At 61.9% G+C, this 15,898-nt stretch carries 21 protein-coding genes; 12 read left to right on the forward strand and 9 right to left on the reverse strand.

Annotated features, from left to right (window positions below):
• Positions 1–3 precede the first annotated feature (3 nt).
• Genes FGU65_RS05425 through FGU65_RS05440 form a run of 4 tightly spaced genes read right to left on the reverse strand, consistent with a single transcriptional unit; the run spans position 4 to position 3,846 of the window.
• Positions 4–978 carry an AAA family ATPase gene (locus tag FGU65_RS05425; RefSeq protein WP_301663408.1) on the reverse strand — a complete coding sequence of 325 codons (975 nt, stop codon included), beginning with the start codon at positions 976–978 and terminating at the stop codon, positions 4–6.
• Between the two features lie 9 nt (positions 979–987).
• Entirely contained in the window at positions 988–1,803 is an 816-nt protein-coding gene (locus tag FGU65_RS05430; protein ID WP_301663409.1) for a DUF4350 domain-containing protein, read from the reverse strand.
• A gap of 55 nt (positions 1,804–1,858) precedes the next feature.
• Complete coding sequence (locus FGU65_RS05435; RefSeq protein WP_301663410.1) at positions 1,859–3,583, reverse strand: DUF4129 domain-containing protein; 1,725 nt, start codon at positions 3,581–3,583, stop codon at positions 1,859–1,861.
• Positions 3,580–3,846, reverse strand: coding sequence for a DUF8044 family membrane protein (locus tag FGU65_RS05440; RefSeq protein ID WP_301663411.1), 267 nt, complete (start codon positions 3,844–3,846; stop codon positions 3,580–3,582). The genes FGU65_RS05435 and FGU65_RS05440 overlap by 4 nt, the downstream gene beginning before the upstream one ends.
• 121 nt (positions 3,847–3,967) lie before the next feature.
• Between FGU65_RS05440 and FGU65_RS05445 the strand changes: the two genes are divergently transcribed.
• Positions 3,968–4,465: a hypothetical protein gene (locus FGU65_RS05445; RefSeq protein ID WP_301663412.1), complete on the forward strand. Its 498-nt coding sequence runs from the start codon at positions 3,968–3,970 to the stop codon at positions 4,463–4,465.
• Between the two features lie 27 nt (positions 4,466–4,492).
• On the opposite strand, the gene FGU65_RS05450 is transcribed toward FGU65_RS05445, so the two are convergent.
• Genes FGU65_RS05450 through FGU65_RS05460 form a run of 3 tightly spaced genes read right to left on the reverse strand, consistent with a single transcriptional unit; the run spans position 4,493 to position 7,327 of the window.
• Positions 4,493–5,746 carry a GntP family permease gene (locus FGU65_RS05450; RefSeq protein ID WP_301663413.1) on the reverse strand — a complete coding sequence of 418 codons (1,254 nt, stop codon included), beginning with the start codon at positions 5,744–5,746 and terminating at the stop codon, positions 4,493–4,495.
• Positions 5,747–5,761: 15 nt separating this feature from the next.
• Complete coding sequence (locus FGU65_RS05455; protein WP_301663414.1) at positions 5,762–6,631, reverse strand: DNA-methyltransferase; 870 nt, start codon at positions 6,629–6,631, stop codon at positions 5,762–5,764.
• Between the two features lie 45 nt (positions 6,632–6,676).
• Complete coding sequence (locus FGU65_RS05460; RefSeq protein WP_301663415.1) at positions 6,677–7,327, reverse strand: type 1 glutamine amidotransferase; 651 nt, start codon at positions 7,325–7,327, stop codon at positions 6,677–6,679.
• Between the two features lie 330 nt (positions 7,328–7,657).
• Between FGU65_RS05460 and FGU65_RS05465 the strand changes: the two genes are divergently transcribed.
• On the forward strand, positions 7,658–8,023 hold the full coding sequence (locus tag FGU65_RS05465) for a hypothetical protein (RefSeq protein WP_301663416.1): 366 nt from the start codon (positions 7,658–7,660) through the stop codon (positions 8,021–8,023).
• Between the two features lie 67 nt (positions 8,024–8,090).
• On the opposite strand, the gene FGU65_RS05470 is transcribed toward FGU65_RS05465, so the two are convergent.
• Entirely contained in the window at positions 8,091–8,240 is a 150-nt protein-coding gene (locus FGU65_RS05470) for a hypothetical protein (RefSeq protein WP_301663417.1), read from the reverse strand.
• A gap of 200 nt (positions 8,241–8,440) precedes the next feature.
• Here FGU65_RS05470 and FGU65_RS05475 point away from each other — a divergent pair, with 200 nt between their 5' ends.
• The 4 genes from FGU65_RS05475 to FGU65_RS05490 all read left to right on the forward strand — a co-directional run bounded on the left by FGU65_RS05475 (position 8,441) and on the right by FGU65_RS05490 (position 11,401).
• The gene (locus tag FGU65_RS05475; protein WP_301663418.1) at positions 8,441–9,142 is read left to right on the forward strand and encodes a mechanosensitive ion channel family protein; all 702 of its coding nucleotides are present in this window, start codon (positions 8,441–8,443) and stop codon (positions 9,140–9,142) included.
• Positions 9,143–9,341: 199 nt separating this feature from the next.
• On the forward strand, positions 9,342–10,205 hold the full coding sequence (locus FGU65_RS05480) for a DUF2795 domain-containing protein (protein ID WP_301663419.1): 864 nt from the start codon (positions 9,342–9,344) through the stop codon (positions 10,203–10,205).
• Positions 10,206–10,370: 165 nt separating this feature from the next.
• Positions 10,371–10,856, forward strand: coding sequence for a PRC-barrel domain-containing protein (locus tag FGU65_RS05485; protein WP_301663420.1), 486 nt, complete (start codon positions 10,371–10,373; stop codon positions 10,854–10,856).
• 98 nt (positions 10,857–10,954) lie between these two features.
• On the forward strand, positions 10,955–11,401 hold the full coding sequence (locus tag FGU65_RS05490) for a hemerythrin domain-containing protein (RefSeq protein ID WP_301663421.1): 447 nt from the start codon (positions 10,955–10,957) through the stop codon (positions 11,399–11,401).
• Positions 11,402–12,136: 735 nt separating this feature from the next.
• Here the strand turns inward: FGU65_RS05490 and FGU65_RS05495 are convergent.
• Positions 12,137–12,544 (reverse strand): hypothetical protein, encoded by a 408-nt coding sequence (locus tag FGU65_RS05495; RefSeq protein WP_301663422.1) that lies wholly within the window; start codon positions 12,542–12,544, stop codon positions 12,137–12,139.
• A gap of 17 nt (positions 12,545–12,561) precedes the next feature.
• Here FGU65_RS05495 and FGU65_RS05500 point away from each other — a divergent pair, with 17 nt between their 5' ends.
• From FGU65_RS05500 to FGU65_RS05525, 6 genes are read left to right on the forward strand one after another with little or no spacing between them, the layout of a single operon-like run.
• Positions 12,562–12,780, forward strand: coding sequence for a FeoA family protein (locus tag FGU65_RS05500; protein ID WP_301663423.1), 219 nt, complete (start codon positions 12,562–12,564; stop codon positions 12,778–12,780).
• 2 nt (positions 12,781–12,782) lie between these two features.
• Complete coding sequence (locus tag FGU65_RS05505; protein ID WP_301663424.1) at positions 12,783–13,004, forward strand: FeoA family protein; 222 nt, start codon at positions 12,783–12,785, stop codon at positions 13,002–13,004.
• A 30-nt stretch (positions 13,005–13,034) separates the two neighbouring features.
• Positions 13,035–13,643, forward strand: a complete 609-nt coding sequence (locus tag FGU65_RS05510) for a FeoB small GTPase domain-containing protein (protein WP_301663425.1) — start codon at positions 13,035–13,037, stop codon at positions 13,641–13,643.
• On the forward strand, positions 13,644–14,858 hold the full coding sequence (locus FGU65_RS05515) for a nucleoside recognition domain-containing protein (RefSeq protein ID WP_301663426.1): 1,215 nt from the start codon (positions 13,644–13,646) through the stop codon (positions 14,856–14,858).
• Positions 14,859–15,359: a hypothetical protein gene (locus tag FGU65_RS05520; protein ID WP_301663427.1), complete on the forward strand. Its 501-nt coding sequence runs from the start codon at positions 14,859–14,861 to the stop codon at positions 15,357–15,359.
• A gap of 9 nt (positions 15,360–15,368) precedes the next feature.
• Complete coding sequence (locus FGU65_RS05525; protein ID WP_301663428.1) at positions 15,369–15,812, forward strand: metal-dependent transcriptional regulator; 444 nt, start codon at positions 15,369–15,371, stop codon at positions 15,810–15,812.
• The last annotated feature ends 86 nt before the right edge of the window (positions 15,813–15,898 follow it).

Consider the following 15,898-nt stretch of genomic DNA (forward strand, 5'->3'; position numbering starts at 1 on the left):
CGCCTATGGCACCTCTACCGCAGCAAGAATCTCGTCCACCACCTGGCCGGGCGTGATCCCCCCGATCTCGGCCTCACGCTCGAGGATGATCCGGTGCTGGAAGACGGACGGCGCCAGCTTCTTGATGTCGTCAGGGATGACATACGTCCGGTTCTGCAGCGCGGCGACCGCTTTGCCGCCACGGACGAGGGCGATCGATGCACGCGAGCTCGCCCCCAGCCGCACGTCTCCGTGCATCCGCGTGGCGACGACGAGGTCTCTGATATACTGGAGCACCGGCTCTTCCATGTGAACCCTGCTCGTCGCCTCGACGAGGTGCTCGATGGTGGTGCGGTTCATCACCGGTTTCAGCCTCTCCAAGTACGGCTGCCACCGGAGTGCACCGGTATGCTCCCGCCGGACGACCTCGAGTTCGTCGTCACCGGCGAGGTGGCGGGAGGTGAACGAGAACATGAACCGGTCTTTCTGCGCCTCGATGAGCGGGAACGTCCCCTCAAACTCGTACGGGTTCTGGGTGGCGATCACAAAGAACGGCGAGTAGAGGTCGAGTGTGGTCCCGTCTATCGTCGCCTGCCGCTCGCTCATCACCTCGATGAACGCGCTCTGGGTCTTGGGGTTGAGTCGGTTGATCTCGTCGATGAGGAGAATATTGGAAAAAACCGGTCCTTTTCTGAGGTGAAAGTCTTTTGCTTCCTGGTCATAGACGCGCACCCCGATGATATCGGCGGGCTGAGTATCTACCGCGCACTGTACGCGGCGGAACTCACACCCGGAGAGGCGGGCCATTGCTTTTGCTATCGTCGTCTTGGCGGTCCCCGGGACGCCTTCGATGAGGACGTGGCCGCCGGAGAGGATGCCGATCACCAGCACTTCGACGAGAGCATCATTGCCCACGATATACTGGTTCAGCATCTCGGTTGTGGAGTGATAGATGCTCTTGAGCAGGGATAGATCCTGCTGTACGCTTGCTTCGGTCATGGTGATCGCCTAGAATATCTTCCTTCGAAATGCGTATGCCCCCAGGAGGAGTACCGTACATATGAGTGTTGTTTTAATTAGGGTTGTGCTTTTCACAGTATGCAGAATGCCGGCAATCCCGTCATCCGCCCGCGTCTGCGAGGCGACGGCGTCGAGGAGCAGCGGACGGCCACCCTCCAGGATATTTCCGATCAGCCGGTGATTGTCGCGGACGCTATCGAGCCCGACCATCGTGTTGATGAAGAGGCTCGGGTCGCTGATGACGTAGATCTCGCCTGCGCCCACGCTTTCCCGTGCGACCACGCCGTACTTCCCGAGCGTCTCTGCGGCATCGATATGCCGGTTGCCGTCCGCATCGATCCAGCTTAAGATCGAGGTCTGCACGAGGATCTCCCCGCCCTCGAGCGCGGCCGGCCTGTTCAGCATGAGCGTCTCGACACCGTCGACGAGGGTGGCGTTCGCGGTGCGGTAGGCGATGACGGTATGGGGGTCGCTGTACTCCATGTCCATACTGGAGAGGTTGCCGGGGAGGATCCGGATCTCGCTCCCGAGGGCGCCGAGGATCTGGTTTCCGGTGCCGAAGTCGTCGGCGAGGACGATCGTGTTGCCGCGCTCCAGGAATGACCGGTAGGCTCCGGCCGCCGCGTCGTCGAAGTCCGTGTCGGGAGCGATGAGGAGGAGGCATGCGCCGGTGTAGCCCGCAAGGTCGTCCGGGCTCCGGACTTCCACTGCTCCCCGCTCTTCTGCAAGGTCGGAGAAGATCGACGTGCCGTTCCACTGGATATTGTACCTGCTGTACTCCTCGGTGGTGCTGGCGAGGTGCACGAAGAGAACCGCCGCCAGGATCAGGAGAGCGCAGCCGACGACTGCAGAGACCGCTTTAATCCGAACCCGCCTCCTCTTTCATCAGATCTTCAAACCATGCGACGAGTTCCTGCCGCTCACTGTCGTCCGGCACCGCGCCGCCATAGCGGACGGCCTCGTAGCGCCGGATAAACCGGGTGAGCGTCTCGATACAGGAGATGCTCCGGCAGGCGGCGAGGAACTCCCGCGGTGTCATCGCCGCATGGCCGTCGATCCGGTGCCGGACGGCGATGCTGCCTGCCAGGCGGAGGTAGAGGGCATGCACGGCGTCGCTGATGCTGCCCTCTCCGGCCAGGCGGGCGAAGGTCGCGAGGATATTTTCTTCCTCCTCGACGGGCGGCCGCTCGACGACGACCGGCGCCGGCGCCTCTTCATCCTCCGTTTCGGCCACGGATACTTCTTCCGGGGCTGGTGCGGGCTGCCGCCGCCTCCGCACATACCAGACGGCACCGAGAGCGGTGAGGAGGAGAATCCCGGCGGAGATGAGGAGGGGCGACTCGAGAAGCGAGGGGGCGATCTCGATGAGGACGGTCTCGCTCTCCGATGCGTTGAGCGGGAAGGCCACGGCATCGAAGACCGCCCTGACGCGGTAGGTGCCCGCCTCCAGGTGGCCTTCCAGGGCGTAGCTGCCGGCACTGTTCGTCGTTGCCGAGAGGAACGCCTTCCCATCAGCCGTGATCGCCACGGGAGCGCCCGCTACCGGCATCCCCGCCGCGGTCAGGTTCCCCGAGAACGTCCGGTTCCCGGATGCCGTCCCTTCCGTAACCGCGAGAGTGAGCGCGGTATCGAGCGGCAGGACCGAGAAGGTGACGACGTCGGAGTAGGTGCTGCCGTAGACAGCGTAGACGAGGTGCTTTCCGGCGCGGATCCGGTCGATGGCGAACGCGGCCTTGTAGCCGCCGCCGTCGTCGGTGGTCGTTGTCGTCCAGGTTTTGCTGTCGATGAAGAGGGTGATGTTCTGCCCGGCGATTGTCCGCCCCGTCAGGTTCCCGGCTATCAGGAGGCGGTCACGGTAGACGCCATGATCAGGCGTGACGGCAATCGAGAGGCGATAGGGGGTAGCGGGAGCATGCGTCGTGGTGCTCCGCGTCTCCTGCTCGGCGTCGATCGCGGCGACGATCTCCTCGAAGTCCTCGACGCTCTCTTCGTAGGCGGCGGTGTCGAGCTCGAATTTCGTGCTGGTGTTGACCATCGCATCCGAGCGGGACTGGTAGCCTTTGAAGTTCTCGGCGACACGGGACCGCAGCGTCTCACCCTCGTACATAACCGAGTAGAGGAGTTCGGGACGGTTTTCGTCGCGGTAGCGGATCTCCAGCGACTGCAGTTCGTCGAACCGCCGGGTATCATTGAGCAGTTCCTCCAGGCTCTGGACATTTTTCTGGTTGTTCCGCCGGAACTCCGCAAGCTCTGTCTCCGACATGTCGAGGTTGATGACCATCCGGTCGAGCTGCCGCGACCGCTCCATGTACTCCTTCAGGTCGCGCTCTGCGGAGTCGAAGTCCTTGAGCTTGATGTTGAGCACCAGCGTCCCGGTGCTCCCGAGGATCTCGGACATCAGCGGCAGGACGGTCTCTGACTGCTCGCGTGAGATCTGTTTGAGGGCTTCGGGATTCTGGTGCGACGAGGTAACCGAATCGTCCTTTACAGTGTAGAGCACCGGGGATGCGGCGTACTGCGCGATGAAGATGAGGAATATGAGTGCCGGTATCGCCAGAAGTATCCAGGCGGCTCGTTTCTTCATGAATTCAGGATCTCCAGTACTTTGTTGGCGACGATAGCGCCGAAGAGGATGACGCCCGTTGCTATGGCGTATCTGAGATAGCGGAGGTATGACGGCCGCGCGAATGCCGGATCGATCAGTTCAACGGCGATGAGGATTCCGATAAGCCAGAGGACGAAGAAGATCTCAAGGTCAAGGTTGTACGAGAGTATCATGAAGAACGTGATGATACAGAGCCAGATGATGACGCCGCCCGCCGCGAGATACTTCTTTCTGATGGTCATGCTGCCCCCCCTCCGTTCCCGGCAGAAAACATATTTTCCGGGAAATTCCTGTCAGATAGAGATCTATTGGTTACAAATATTTATAATACCAAATGGCATTATGTCGAGAGGAGGATTCGAGATGAAACGAGTACTGTTGCTGCTTCCGGCGCTCCTTGCTGCGGCGCTCATATGCGCTCCGGCCAGTGCGTTCACCGCCAATGCGCTGGATATTTCCGTCAATGAGACCGGCGACGCAGAGGTCACGTTTGACTATTCTCTCTCCTGGTTTGAGCAGATTGCGGTCTTCTTCCAGATTGCGCAGCCCGACCGGGAGCTGAAGAATGCGCTTGAGAGCTACTCGGGCAAGCAGGTCGACGTCGTCGGTGTCGAGACCGGATCGGCTGTGTTTGCGGTCAGGGATTTTGCCCGCATCAAGGAGACCGCGAACGGGACGGTGTATACCCTTCCGGGGCTTGATTTCACCGCCGCCGAAGAGAAACTGAAATCCTACTGGTTTGCGCCGCTCGTGGAGGCGGATTTCTCACCTGCGGTGACCACCATCCGGTTCCCGGACGGGCATGAGGAGAAGGTCTTTAACGAGAGCGCCATCCCGTCGGCCTCCCACACGATCGCATAACTTTTTTTGACCTGACAGGTCGGTTTTTCATCCCCACGCCATCTGCACGATCAGCGCGGCGGCGAGGGTCACGACGCCCGCTCCCGAGAGCGGCAGCGTATAGCGGCGCACGACCGTTCCGAACCCGTCGCCGGTCGTCCGCTTGACCAGCCAGAAGAACGGGTCGCTGACGTAGGAGACGAGGAAGGCGCCCGCCGCGATCATCAGGACGAGCGCCGCCGGGTGGAGGACTGCGGCAGCCGGCACCGTCGGGAGAATGGCGGCGGTGACCGCCGCGGTCACGACCCGTGAGCCCTGCGCCGCCTGGACGAGGGCCGCGATGACGAACGGCAGGAGCATGGCCGGGAGGATGCCGGCGACGAGCGCGGCGATGTCGGAGGGGAACGTGCTTGCGGCGATGACGCCGCCGAAGGCGCCCGCCCCGGCGAGATCGAAGATGATGATCCCGGCGTTCTTCGTGCCGCGTGCGAGCGCCGCATCACGCACCGCTGCGGGGGTCGCGATCAGGGCGGCAGCGAGTGCCGCCAGGAGTGCGATGTTGATGTTCGCCAGGGCATGCAACAGCGGGACGGCTGAGCCGATGCCGAGCATCAGGAAGAGCACGAGGACGGGCAGCCATGCGCGGAGGCTCTCGCCGGCGGCGGGTGCAGGCAGCGCGGCCTCTGCCGGCGTCTCCGGGGCGGGCACGCTCCGTCGCCGGAGGAGAAAGAGCCCGGCGAGGAGCAGAAGCGAGAGCGGCAGGGTGACGAGATCGATCCGCCAGGGATCGATCGGGTAGAGGGCGAGCGTGGCCAGGATTGTCTGGATCACCGGCGAGGGGTAGAGGAGCACGTAGGATATCGTGCCGCCGACCGCGGTAGTGTAGAGCAGGAGGGCGGCGACCGACCGCTCGCTGCGGAGGTGCGCAATGATCGGGGAGAGGATGACGAACGCGGTGATGCCGCACATCAGCGGGACCGATAGGAGATACCCGGCAAATCCTGCCGCGTACAGCGGCCGGCGGACGATGCGCCGGAGATCGGCGACGATCCGTTCGATCCGTCCGCTCTCCCGCAGCACCTGAGCGATGGTGACGCCCGCGAAGATCACGATCCCGAGAACGGCAAAGATCCTGCCGGCTCCTGCGGTGAGCGCCATGACGGTCTCCTCGGCCGATGTCCCCGAGAGGACGCCGAAGAGCAGCGCCGCCCCGACCAGGGTGAGAAACGGCGGCAGGCGGTACCTGACCGAGGCGAGCGTGATCAGAAGAAGGCAGACAACGAACGGGAGAGTGGTCGCCATGGGAGCGCTCTCCCGCTACCGGAGCGCAGCGACCCGTTCACGGGCGATTGCTGCATACTCTTCGTCTATCTCAAACCCGATATACCGGACGCCGAGGACGGTACAGGCGCAGGCGGTGCTCCCGATACCCATGAACGGATCGAGCACGAGCGTCTCTGCCGAGCAGCCGTGCAGCCGGATACACATCTCGGGGAGTTTTTCGGGAAAAGCCGTCGGGTGCGGCCGCGACGACCGGATCGTGCGGTAGGGGATGAACCACGTATTACCCCGGTCGCGGAGGTCCCGGCCGGCCGCCTTCCACCTGCCGATGTTGGACTTGTCCTGATACGGGACGCCGACTGCGAGTTTCTCGAGGTGCACGTCGCCGTGCCCGGTGAAGTGGAATACGTGCTCGTGGCACTGGCTCAGAAACCGCGGGCTGTTCACCGGCTGGTAGTGGCCGACGGCGACGTCGCCGACGATCCGGTCGTAGTTCCCGACGGCCGCCTTCTCGATGGCGATCGATTTGACCCAGTGGATCACGTTCTGGAGGTGGTAGTGCGGCCGGAACCGCTGGACGACGTCGAAGGGAATCCAGGGATCGGCGGGTCTCCCCCCGATGTTCAGAAAGAACGATCCGTCCTCCTTCAGCACCCGCTTTGCTGCGACGGCGACCGTCTCGATCCAGTCGAGGTACTCCTCGCGGGGCTGGCGGTCGTCGTAGGTGTTGTAGTCCTTCCCGATGTTGTAGGGCGGTGACGTAACGATGATATCCACCGAATTCGCCGCAAGCTGCTGCATCCCTGCGATGCAGTCGATGGTGTGAATTGTGTTCACCGTAAGGCCGCCGCCCGCTGCGCCGCCCGTCTCCCCTCTCCTCGCTGTTTTCCCTGCCACGCGTATCATAGACTGATTGGCGCTTCTCCCCAAAAAAGGTGAATCATACGAAGGCTACCGGCGGAGGAAGTCGTCCGCGATCAGCCGGCAGAGGCGGCCGCTCTCCGGAAGATACTCCGCCGTATCCCGGCGGATCGCCGCCTGCTCGTCCTCCGGACGGTCGCGGATCCAGTCTGCGATCATCGCCCGGGTCGGTTCCAGGTGGAACTGGAGTCCGACTGCGCTGCCGACGGAGAATGCCTGGTTCTGCACCGCGTCCCCGATGCAGAGGAGCGTTCCTCCGGGGGGCATGTCGAAGGTCTCGCCATGGAGCTGGAACGCCCGGAACCGGGACGGAAACCGGGAAAAAGGCCCTTCGCCGGTCGATGTTATTGTGTACCACCCGACTTCGGCGACGGTGGGGTAGACCGCCGCCCCGAAGGCTGCGGCGATCAGCTGGGCGCCGAGGCAGACTCCGAGAACGGGCCGCTCCTCCCGAACGTACTTCCGGATGAGCGCTTTTTCGTCCCGGAGGAAGGGAAACTCCTCCTCGTCGTTCACGCTCATGGGGGCGCCGAGGAAGAGGAGATGGGATGCATCGACGGACGGCATCTCTGCGGTTTCGTCGAGGCGGATGTACTCGACGGCGATGCCTCGCTCCGCAAAGATAACCTCGAAGAGTCCGGGCGGTTCGTTGCCGGCATGCTGGAAGACTGCTACCTTCATGCGATGCCCTCCTGGGATCTTCTCCGCTGAAACCCTATGTATATCTGCCGATCCTGCGGAGGCGCACCGTGTCGGCGGTGAGGGAGGATGACCTATTCATAGGTGTCCTGCAATCGTCCCCTCCCGGGTAAGGAAGAGAGAATGACGCGGGGAATGGATACGCAGGACATGCTGAAGGAGTGATCCGATGACGCCCGGCAGGTTGCACAGGCGATCATCGAGAAGTACGGCGAGCCGGATGAGGCCATCCCCTCGGAGCTCGTCTGGCACCGCAACGGTCCCTGGAAACGGACGGTCGTCCACCGGGAAGGGGCGACCCCCCGCTTCCCGATGCCGCACGGCGATTTCGTCGAGCAGATCGTCGACTACCACGTTCCGGTCGAGAAGTTCGGCGATCTGGCCGCATTCGACGGCAGCGTCGTCGCAGTCCGGACGCTCGGCGATATGGCGGCGCGGTGCCACGATGAGGAGGCGAACTTTCTGGCGCTGAACCTTGCGCACGACATCGTCACCGGCAGCCGCTCCGTCGATGATGCGCGGAACCACTACGTCGGGAGCATGAAGGCCTACCGCCGCGGCGAGGCGGCGCCCTACATGGAGAAGCTGAACTTCACGCCGCAGAAGGGATCCGCCGACCCGGATGAGGAGCTGATCTCGCGGGAGGTTCTCCAGGCCGCGGCAACGTCCGGCAGGTGACGGCATGCCTCTGCGATCGGTTCGCGCTCGATGAAGAGGAACTCGAGGACGAGCATCGCCGCGAAGATCACCCCGATGGTGATGAGGGTCGCCGGCTGCGCGACGGCGGGGTGGTGATCTCCGCGAGCGTCCCGCCGGTGTCCATGGCGATGCTCTCCCGCAGCTCCGGCTGTGCACCCTCGGTCACTGCAGACTGCTTCAGGGTCTTTCCGGCCAAAGAGTTTTCCGGAGAGGCGGGCTCCCGCATCCCGGTTCGGTGTGGGTTTTTGGGATGAAAATCCGGCCTTTCGCCCTCTTTTTCCGCCGATACCCGAGTATCCCTTGAGCCCGGTAGCGACGTTCCGCAGCATCAGTGAATGCCGAAACCATGCTAGGATTTATATAAAACTGCGTATATCTCTCACCCGGTGGTTTACCATGGCAAATGGAATCACGCCGTCCGATATGACGGCACAGGTTGGAGAGATCAACAGTTTCATCGACAGCGCCATCGCATTTCTTCCGAATCTCATTCTGGCAATCATCATTCTTATTATCGGCTGGATAGTGGGACGAATTCTCGGGCGGATCACCGCAGAAATTCTCGACAGGCTCGGTGTCGACGACGCCCTCCGCAAGACCTCCGTCGGGACGTATATCGAGCGTTCGACGATGAACATATCGCGGCTCTTTGACCTCATCGTCCGCTGGTTCATCTACCTGATCGCAATCCTGGCAGCGGTCGGCGTGCTCGAGATCGAAGCCCTGACGGCAGCAGTCGGCACAATCCTCGCATACATCCCGAACGTCGTGGCATTCCTCCTGATCCTGATCGTCGGGTTCATCGTCGTCGACTGGGTACTCGATTTCATCAGCAGCACCGGCGAGCGGCACCAGGTCGAGTACATGGGTCTTGTCACCATGCTGCTGCGGGCATTCTTCTACTTCATCATCGTGATCCTCGCCCTCGAGCAGCTCCTGCTCGACCTTTCGATCATCTACGTCTTCGTCGTCCCGATCGCCTGGGGTGTCGGCATCGGCATCGGTGCGGCGATCGCTATCATCGTCGGGTTCGGCCTCAAAGACCAGGCGCCCGAGATCATGGACAATCTCCAGGGCAGGATGAAGAAAAAAGAGTAATCCTTTTTTGGCAGGTTCCCTCCCGGGACCTCCCTTTCCTGATGCCGCCTGCCTCCCATCCCCGGCAGGTTCCGCTCTCTCGCCCGAACGAGTGCCGGAAAACCGTCGCCCGGCGGAGCGGGGATACCCTTAAATGCCATCGGTACGTGACCTGCGAGTCCTACCCTGCACGGGCGAACGAACGTGGAGATGATTGAGAATGGCTGATGGGAGATCGAGTGTTATTCTGGAGCGAAAGACCCGAAGGACGGGAGCGGAAGGATTCATGAAGTCCGAGGAGATCCTCGGGAAGCGGGTGAAGAATGCCGAAGGCCACGACCTTGGAGAGATCGCGAGCATGTGGGTGGGGCTGCTCCGGGGCCGTGTCGAGTACGCCGTGCTTGCATACCGGGGCGGCGAGGGGATCGGGAGGAAACTCTTTGCCGTCCCCGTAGAGGCGCTCGCCTACCGGCCCGGGGACGATATCTTTCTGGTAAACATCGACCGGAAGGTGCTGGACTCGAGAGACGGCTTTTCGGAGGACGACTGGCCCGCCGAAGCAGACTGGGGGCTGATTGCGTCCGACCGGCCGGTGGTGCCGCCGACCCGGGATGAGGCGCTTGCCGTGGAATCGACCGAGGCTCCGCCCCCGGAGATTACCACGACGGAGCGTATGGTCGTGAGCGAGAGGCCTCCCCCCGCCGGCGGGGTGGTCTTCGGTCAGCAGGTCGAGGTCACGGCGGGAGAGCGGCCTTCAGAGGCTGAAGCGGTTGCAGGAGAGCGAGTTTCTGCCGGGGTCGCAGAGTCCGAAGAGGAACGGGGTTCGAGGACGGTCGTTGAACAGGAACAGCCTAGAGGGCCGCTCCGTGTGGGGCGCAGGACGGCCGGCGGCCGGCAGGTGAGCGATTCCGAGTTTTTCGGTTACCTCGCAGGAACGGAGTACCCTGCAGGAAAGCACGACCTGCTCAGCCGTGCGACGACGAAGAATGCACCGGAGGATGTCATCGAGCTGCTCGACAGATTCGAGACGAAGAACTATGCGTCGGCCGCGGACGTGAGAGACGAGCTCGAACGGGTGAGATGACACGCTGCCGCCTTGCTTTCCGAATTCCTGTGACCATCCGGGCGATCGCACGCTGAAGATGCGGCCGTTTCACGCCCCGGGGAATGCTTAAGTACTCTTGGTGCCTTACTGCCGCCCCTGCCCGGTGCGGCCGATGCATCCGGGCAGAGATGGGAGATGAGTGCAATGGTTGAAGGACAATCAGGGATGGTCATGGAGCGAAGGGTGCGGGAGACGGGAGCGGAATGGTATATGTCGGGTGACGACGTGATGGGCAAGAGCATCATCAACCCGCAGGGGGAGGACCTCGGCAAGGTCTCCGATATGCGGATCGCGTTTCCCGAAGGGCGCGTCGAGTACGTCGTCCTGCGATACGGCGGCATGCTCGGCATGGGCGGGAAGCACTTTGCCGTCCCGCCCGAGGCGCTGACGTACCGGTCCGGCGACGATGTCTTCGTCGCGAACATCGCAAAGAGCACCTTGGACAATGCAGAGGGATTTTCGGAGGACAACTGGCCGCGGGAGCCTGACTGGAACCTGATCGAGTCGGCCAGAGCCCGGGCGCCCCCGAGCAGGGAAGAGGCGGAGGCCGTGGAGTCTGCGGAGGCGCCGCCGCCGGAGGTCGTCACCAAGGAGCGGGTCGAGGTGCACGAACCGCCCCGGAAGAGGTAGATTCCTTCCCGATGATTTTTTTTCGCCGGTATGTGTGAACCACCACAACCATTTTGATGTCTCCACGCAAGGGGCAGCCCCCACAGGAGGGTGAACATATGGCACGGAACGTGATTGATATCCTGAAACAGGAGCACGAGGAGGTTCTCTCGATGCTCGAGAAGCTGTCAAGCAAGGGCGTCAGCGACCGGAGCAGCATGTACTCTTCGATGAAGAGCGCTCTTCTGCCGCACATGGAGGGCGAGGAGAAGGCAGTCTATCCCGGGTTCGAACAGGCGGGGATGCACGACAAAGTTCTGGAATCGATAGAGGAGCACAACGCAGTGAAGAGCCTGATCAGCCAGCTCGACAACGCCTCGATGTCGAACGAGGACGTATGGGTCGCCAAGATAAAGGTGATCCGGGAGAACGTCCAGCACCATGTCAAAGAAGAAGAGGAAGAGATCTTCCCGAAAGCCCGGCAGTCGATGAGCAGCAGCGACCTTGAGGAGATGGGCAACAAATTTGAGGAAGCAAAAGGGAAAGTGCCGATGGCGGCACGGTAATCTCTCATTTTTCACGCAGCGGGGGCAGGCCTCTTTTTGCTCGTACCGAAATATGTGGTTCCCTGGCTTTGCTCTTCGTTATCTTCCCGGCATGACCATCGGTGGGTTTCCGCTCAATGGTGCTGCTCGGGACGGGTCTTTGTTCCGCAGCGCTCGCCGGTTTTCGGTTTGCATCCGTACACCGAATGTTTCGGGAGATTTTTGTGAAAACCGAATCAGATTCGGGGTGATTTGATACGTCCCGAACGACGTATATGATAGATAGCAACAGCGTCATCCGGAGTTTGAGAAAAATGGAGACAATACGCGAAAAATCCCTCTCCGGTCACCAGATGCCGCACGTCTACGATGTGGCTCTGGAGGCCGGGCATGAAGATATGGTTTGGGAGATCCCGTATCACAGGATGCTCCTGATCGTTCCGAGACAGGAGAACTCGCAGGATGGATATGTGCCTGGCCGGTGCAGCGCCGCAGGGGCCGCTCATACCCGGGAGGTGTAGGCGATGGGAAGCACCTCATCGATCCGCGGGATAAGGAACGCCGGCGACGAGCCGGGCGACCTTCGAAACATTCTGCAGGACTTCCTGCTGCGGTCGGGGCGGACCCGGGGATGCCATGGCCGCGGAGAATCACGGGAGGTGGTTTTCTGTAGCGTATGAATGCGAGCGGATCACACTTCGGTTCCGCATCGCGATATGTAGGCATCCCGATGGAATATACATCCATGCGCACGCCTCACTCCACACAACGCACCAGTACATAATGCAAAGCCGCGACTTCTCTTTTTGATTTCTTAGCAATCTCTCCGCAGGGGAGATTCCTGTCGATATTTTCCCGTATGTCCCATGCATCCGCCGTCCATTCGATCCCGGGCGGCGTTCTGGCACGGGGTAGCACGGCAGCATCTTTCTCTACTGCGATCGGATGTCCGGTTCGTACGGAGGAATCGCTTCGGAAGAGGAGAATGGGAATTCTGCACGCCAGATGCGGGTTTTGATGTTTTCTGTCCGCGGTGCAGACGGCAGATCGGGCGGCACCGGCGGCGAGTTCTCTTCGGATTTTTGCAAATCTCCGAATATCTTTCGGCATTCCTCTCGCTTTCCGAGTAATCTTCGGCATCCGTTCATTGCCACCGAACAGCATACCCGGTTTCTGACAATATGCATCTTTCAGACCTGTCCCCCGGGAATTCAGCCCGCGTTCTTGCCTTCGAGGGCGGATCCGGCTTCGGCAGGCAGCTCGCCCTGCGCGGGCTTGCCGAAGGGCGGATCGTACCCGTGCTGTCGGGCTCCTTCGGCCCGGTCGTCGTCAGGATTGCCGGCGAAACGCTCGTCCTCGGCCGGGGGGCGGCACGGAAAGTTCGTGTGCAGACGGTGTAACCATGCAGAAAAAAGTATCAGACCTTGAATATGGCGAGTCCGGAATTGTCCGGGAGATCCTCGCGTCGCAGCATGACCTGAGCTGCCTGGGCATCAGGCGCAACAAGCACCTGAAGATGATCACCCGCCAGCCGATCAAAGGGCCGGTCGTCGTAATCGTCGACGAAATGGAGGTCGCCATGGGGATTGAGATTGCTGCGCAGGTGGTAGTCGAGATCGCGTGACACACGAGCGATACTACGGAGATACAGAACATGAAAGAACAAAGCAACAATACAACCACTATTCTGATGGTGGGGAACCCGAATGTGGGGAAGAGCGCGCTTTTTAACCGGCTCACCGGGGCGAACGCGGTCGTCTCCAATTATCCGGGTACGACCGTCGATTATACCGCCGGGACGCTGATCGAGGATCACCGGACCTACGAGATCATCGACGTGCCCGGCACCTATTCGCTTAAGCCGCGGGACGCTGCCGAGATGGTTGCCGTCCGGATGCTCGACGAGCACAGGGACGCGACGGTGCTGGTCGTCCTGGATGCGACGAAGATCGAGCGGGGCCTCTATCTTGCCCTGGAGGTCTTTGAGCGGGGAATCCCGTGCATCGTCGCGCTGAATATGACGGATGCGGCGCACGACAAACAGATCGCCGTCGATGCGGCCGGGCTCCAGAGGATACTCGGCGTGCCGGTGATCGCGACCACCGCAATCAGCGGCGAGGGCGTCAAACACCTCGCCGACATGATCCGCAAGGCACAGGCTGCGGATATATCTGCCATCCGGAGCCGCCTGAACGGTCAGGAGCAGAACAGGAGAAGCATGGCGGGATGCGGCGGATGCAGCGGCTGCGGGGGGTGCCGGTAGATGGGCCTCACCGCAGACGAGCGCTGGGACATCATCGACGCAATCACGCAGCGGACGGTCGGCACCGGCACCTACCGGCGCACCCTCGGCGACGCCCTCGGGGATCTGACGATACAGCCCCTCACGGGCATTCCGGTCGCCCTGGGGGTGCTCTATGCATTCTGGAGCATCTTCGGCTCCTTTGCCGGGTCGCTCGTGACCGACGGGTTCATGGTCAAACTCTTCGACAGCTCCTGGCTGCCGTGGCTGCAGGCCGCGTGGCCGAACCCGGACAGTATCCTCTACTATCTCTTCGTGGGAGACCCGGCGGCCGACAACTGTTTCGAGGCCTTCGGGGCGCTTACCTCCGGCCTCTTCGTCGCCATCGGCGTGGTGCTGCCGGCGGTGCTCATCTTCTACCTGATGATGACCGTCCTCGAGGACTCGGGCTACCTGCCGCGGCTGGCGGTGCTCATGGATACCGTGCTCCACAAGATCGGGCTGCACGGCTACGCCATCGTGCCTGCCATCCTCGGCCTCGGGTGCAACGTGCCCGCGGTGACGGCGACCCGGATTCTTGAGACCCGGAAGCAGCGGTTCATCATGATGTCGCTCCTCGCCATCTTCATCCCCTGCGGCGCCCAGCTCGGTGTGATGCTCGAGGTCATCCCCGAGACGGTCGGGCTGGTCATGCTCTACCTGATCATCGGTTTCGGGATCTTCGGCTTCGTGCTCGACCGGCTCATCCCCGGCAGCAATCCCGAGATCCTCATCGACGTGCCCCCCTACCGCTGGCCGGCCTGGGAGAACGTCACCCGCAAGCTCTGGAGCCGGACGAAAGGATTCCTCAAAGAAGCGGTTCCGTTCGTCCTCCTCGGGGTGCTGATCGTCAACGTCCTCTACCTTACCGGCGTCATCGCTGCGCTCGCCGACCTCTTCGCACCGCTCTTCGTCACCTGGTTCGGGGTGCCGAAAGAGACGGTCGGGCCCCTCGTTGCAGGGTTCCTGCGCAAAGACCTCGCCGTCGCCCAGCTCTCCACCATCGCCATGACGCCCTACCAGATGATCACCTCGGTTGTGCTCGTCTCCATCTACTTCCCCTGCGTGGCCACCTTCGTGGTGATGCTGCGTGAGGGATGGCGGGAGCTTCTGGCGGCGATTGCCGTGCTCATCGCGGTGGTCTTCATCTACGGCGGGCTGATCCACGCCATCGGCATCCTCATGGGGGTTGCATAAATGAACAAAAATGTCAGTGTATTCTCACTCTTCATCGGGCTGCTCGGCCTGGCCACGCTTGCATCCGGCCTCGCCGACATCCTCGTCTGGGCCGGGGCAGATCCCGGCTTTTCGATCGGCATTCTTGAAATCGCAGGCGACGACTTCTTCCGCTGGGCATGGGGCGGAGCCATCGTGGCCTTCGGCGGCCTCTTCATGCTGGCGGGGCTGAAGAACACCGATGATCTGCAACAGTCTGCAACGGTGCTGCTCGGCGCCGCCATGGTCTGGATCATCGCCGGCACCGATATCTTCGCCCGGTTCTGCGAGAGCGTCCCCGCAGGCGAGGAAGCGCCGGAGTTCTTCAACTCGCTCTCCGGCTTCCTGGCCGGGTTTGCCCCGCCCTACCCGCCGGCGATCCTCCTCCTGCCGTTCACGCTGGTGGTTGCGTACGTCCTCTTCACACGGAGGTTCGATGAGGCAGAACCACCGTCAACCGCTGATTTCCCGAACAGATTATAAGGATCCGCCATGAAACATACTGGATGCGTGATGAATCTCAGCAGGAAGGCCGAAGACTATCTCGAGGCCATTCTCAACGTGACCCTCGAGAAGGGGTATGCCCGGACAAAGGATGTGGCGCGTGAACTGGACGTCAGCCCGTCGAGCGTCGTCGAGATGTTCCAGAAGCTCGACGGCATGGGCCTGATCGAGTACCGACGATACGAGGGCGTGGTGCTGGAGCCCCGGGGACGGGAGATTGCAGAGGTCATCAAGTTCCGGCACGATACGCTGAAAGAGTTCCTGCTGCTGATCAAAGTGCCGGAGAAGGTCGCCGAGCAGGATGCGTGCTTCATGGAGCACGAGCTCCATCCAGAGACCGTCCGGCAGATCCGGTCGCTGATCGAGGCTCTGCGGGCCGACTCCCGGCTGTACGGTCATCTTGAACGCTCCATCCGGAATCAGGCAGAGTAAATACACTTTTCCTGCCGGCTCTCGTGCCCGGCAGATAGAACCGGATACTCACGTTCCTTTTCTGGATACCCGGGCGCCGCCCCTGC

The sequence above is a fragment of the Methanoculleus frigidifontis genome, from assembly GCF_030464345.1.
GTDB classification, from domain to species: Archaea; Halobacteriota; Methanomicrobia; order Methanomicrobiales; family Methanoculleaceae; genus Methanoculleus_A; species Methanoculleus_A frigidifontis.

Bases quoted from the DNA above. Each gene is read 5' to 3' on its own strand.
- FGU65_RS05425 (WP_301663408.1), bottom strand. From the start codon at position 978: ATGACCGAAGCAAGCGTACAGCAGGATCTATCCCTGCTCAAGAGCATC.
- FGU65_RS05435 (WP_301663410.1), bottom strand. From the start codon at position 3,583: ATGAAGAAACGAGCCGCCTGGATACTTCTGGCGATACCGGCACTCATA.
- FGU65_RS05440 (WP_301663411.1), bottom strand. From the start codon at position 3,846: ATGACCATCAGAAAGAAGTATCTCGCGGCGGGCGGCGTCATCATCTGG.
- FGU65_RS05445 (WP_301663412.1), top strand. From the start codon at position 3,968: ATGAAACGAGTACTGTTGCTGCTTCCGGCGCTCCTTGCTGCGGCGCTC.
- FGU65_RS05450 (WP_301663413.1), bottom strand. From the start codon at position 5,746: ATGGCGACCACTCTCCCGTTCGTTGTCTGCCTTCTTCTGATCACGCTC.
- FGU65_RS05455 (WP_301663414.1), bottom strand. From the start codon at position 6,631: ATGATACGCGTGGCAGGGAAAACAGCGAGGAGAGGGGAGACGGGCGGC.
- FGU65_RS05460 (WP_301663415.1), bottom strand. From the start codon at position 7,327: ATGAAGGTAGCAGTCTTCCAGCATGCCGGCAACGAACCGCCCGGACTC.
- FGU65_RS05465 (WP_301663416.1), top strand. From the start codon at position 7,658: ATGCCGCACGGCGATTTCGTCGAGCAGATCGTCGACTACCACGTTCCG.
- FGU65_RS05475 (WP_301663418.1), top strand. From the start codon at position 8,441: ATGGCAAATGGAATCACGCCGTCCGATATGACGGCACAGGTTGGAGAG.
- FGU65_RS05480 (WP_301663419.1), top strand. From the start codon at position 9,342: ATGGCTGATGGGAGATCGAGTGTTATTCTGGAGCGAAAGACCCGAAGG.
- FGU65_RS05485 (WP_301663420.1), top strand. From the start codon at position 10,371: ATGGTTGAAGGACAATCAGGGATGGTCATGGAGCGAAGGGTGCGGGAG.
- FGU65_RS05490 (WP_301663421.1), top strand. From the start codon at position 10,955: ATGGCACGGAACGTGATTGATATCCTGAAACAGGAGCACGAGGAGGTT.
- FGU65_RS05495 (WP_301663422.1), bottom strand. From the start codon at position 12,544: ATGCTGTTCGGTGGCAATGAACGGATGCCGAAGATTACTCGGAAAGCG.
- FGU65_RS05500 (WP_301663423.1), top strand. From the start codon at position 12,562: ATGCATCTTTCAGACCTGTCCCCCGGGAATTCAGCCCGCGTTCTTGCC.
- FGU65_RS05505 (WP_301663424.1), top strand. From the start codon at position 12,783: ATGCAGAAAAAAGTATCAGACCTTGAATATGGCGAGTCCGGAATTGTC.
- FGU65_RS05510 (WP_301663425.1), top strand. From the start codon at position 13,035: ATGAAAGAACAAAGCAACAATACAACCACTATTCTGATGGTGGGGAAC.
- FGU65_RS05515 (WP_301663426.1), top strand. From the start codon at position 13,644: ATGGGCCTCACCGCAGACGAGCGCTGGGACATCATCGACGCAATCACG.
- FGU65_RS05520 (WP_301663427.1), top strand. From the start codon at position 14,859: ATGAACAAAAATGTCAGTGTATTCTCACTCTTCATCGGGCTGCTCGGC.
- FGU65_RS05525 (WP_301663428.1), top strand. From the start codon at position 15,369: ATGAAACATACTGGATGCGTGATGAATCTCAGCAGGAAGGCCGAAGAC.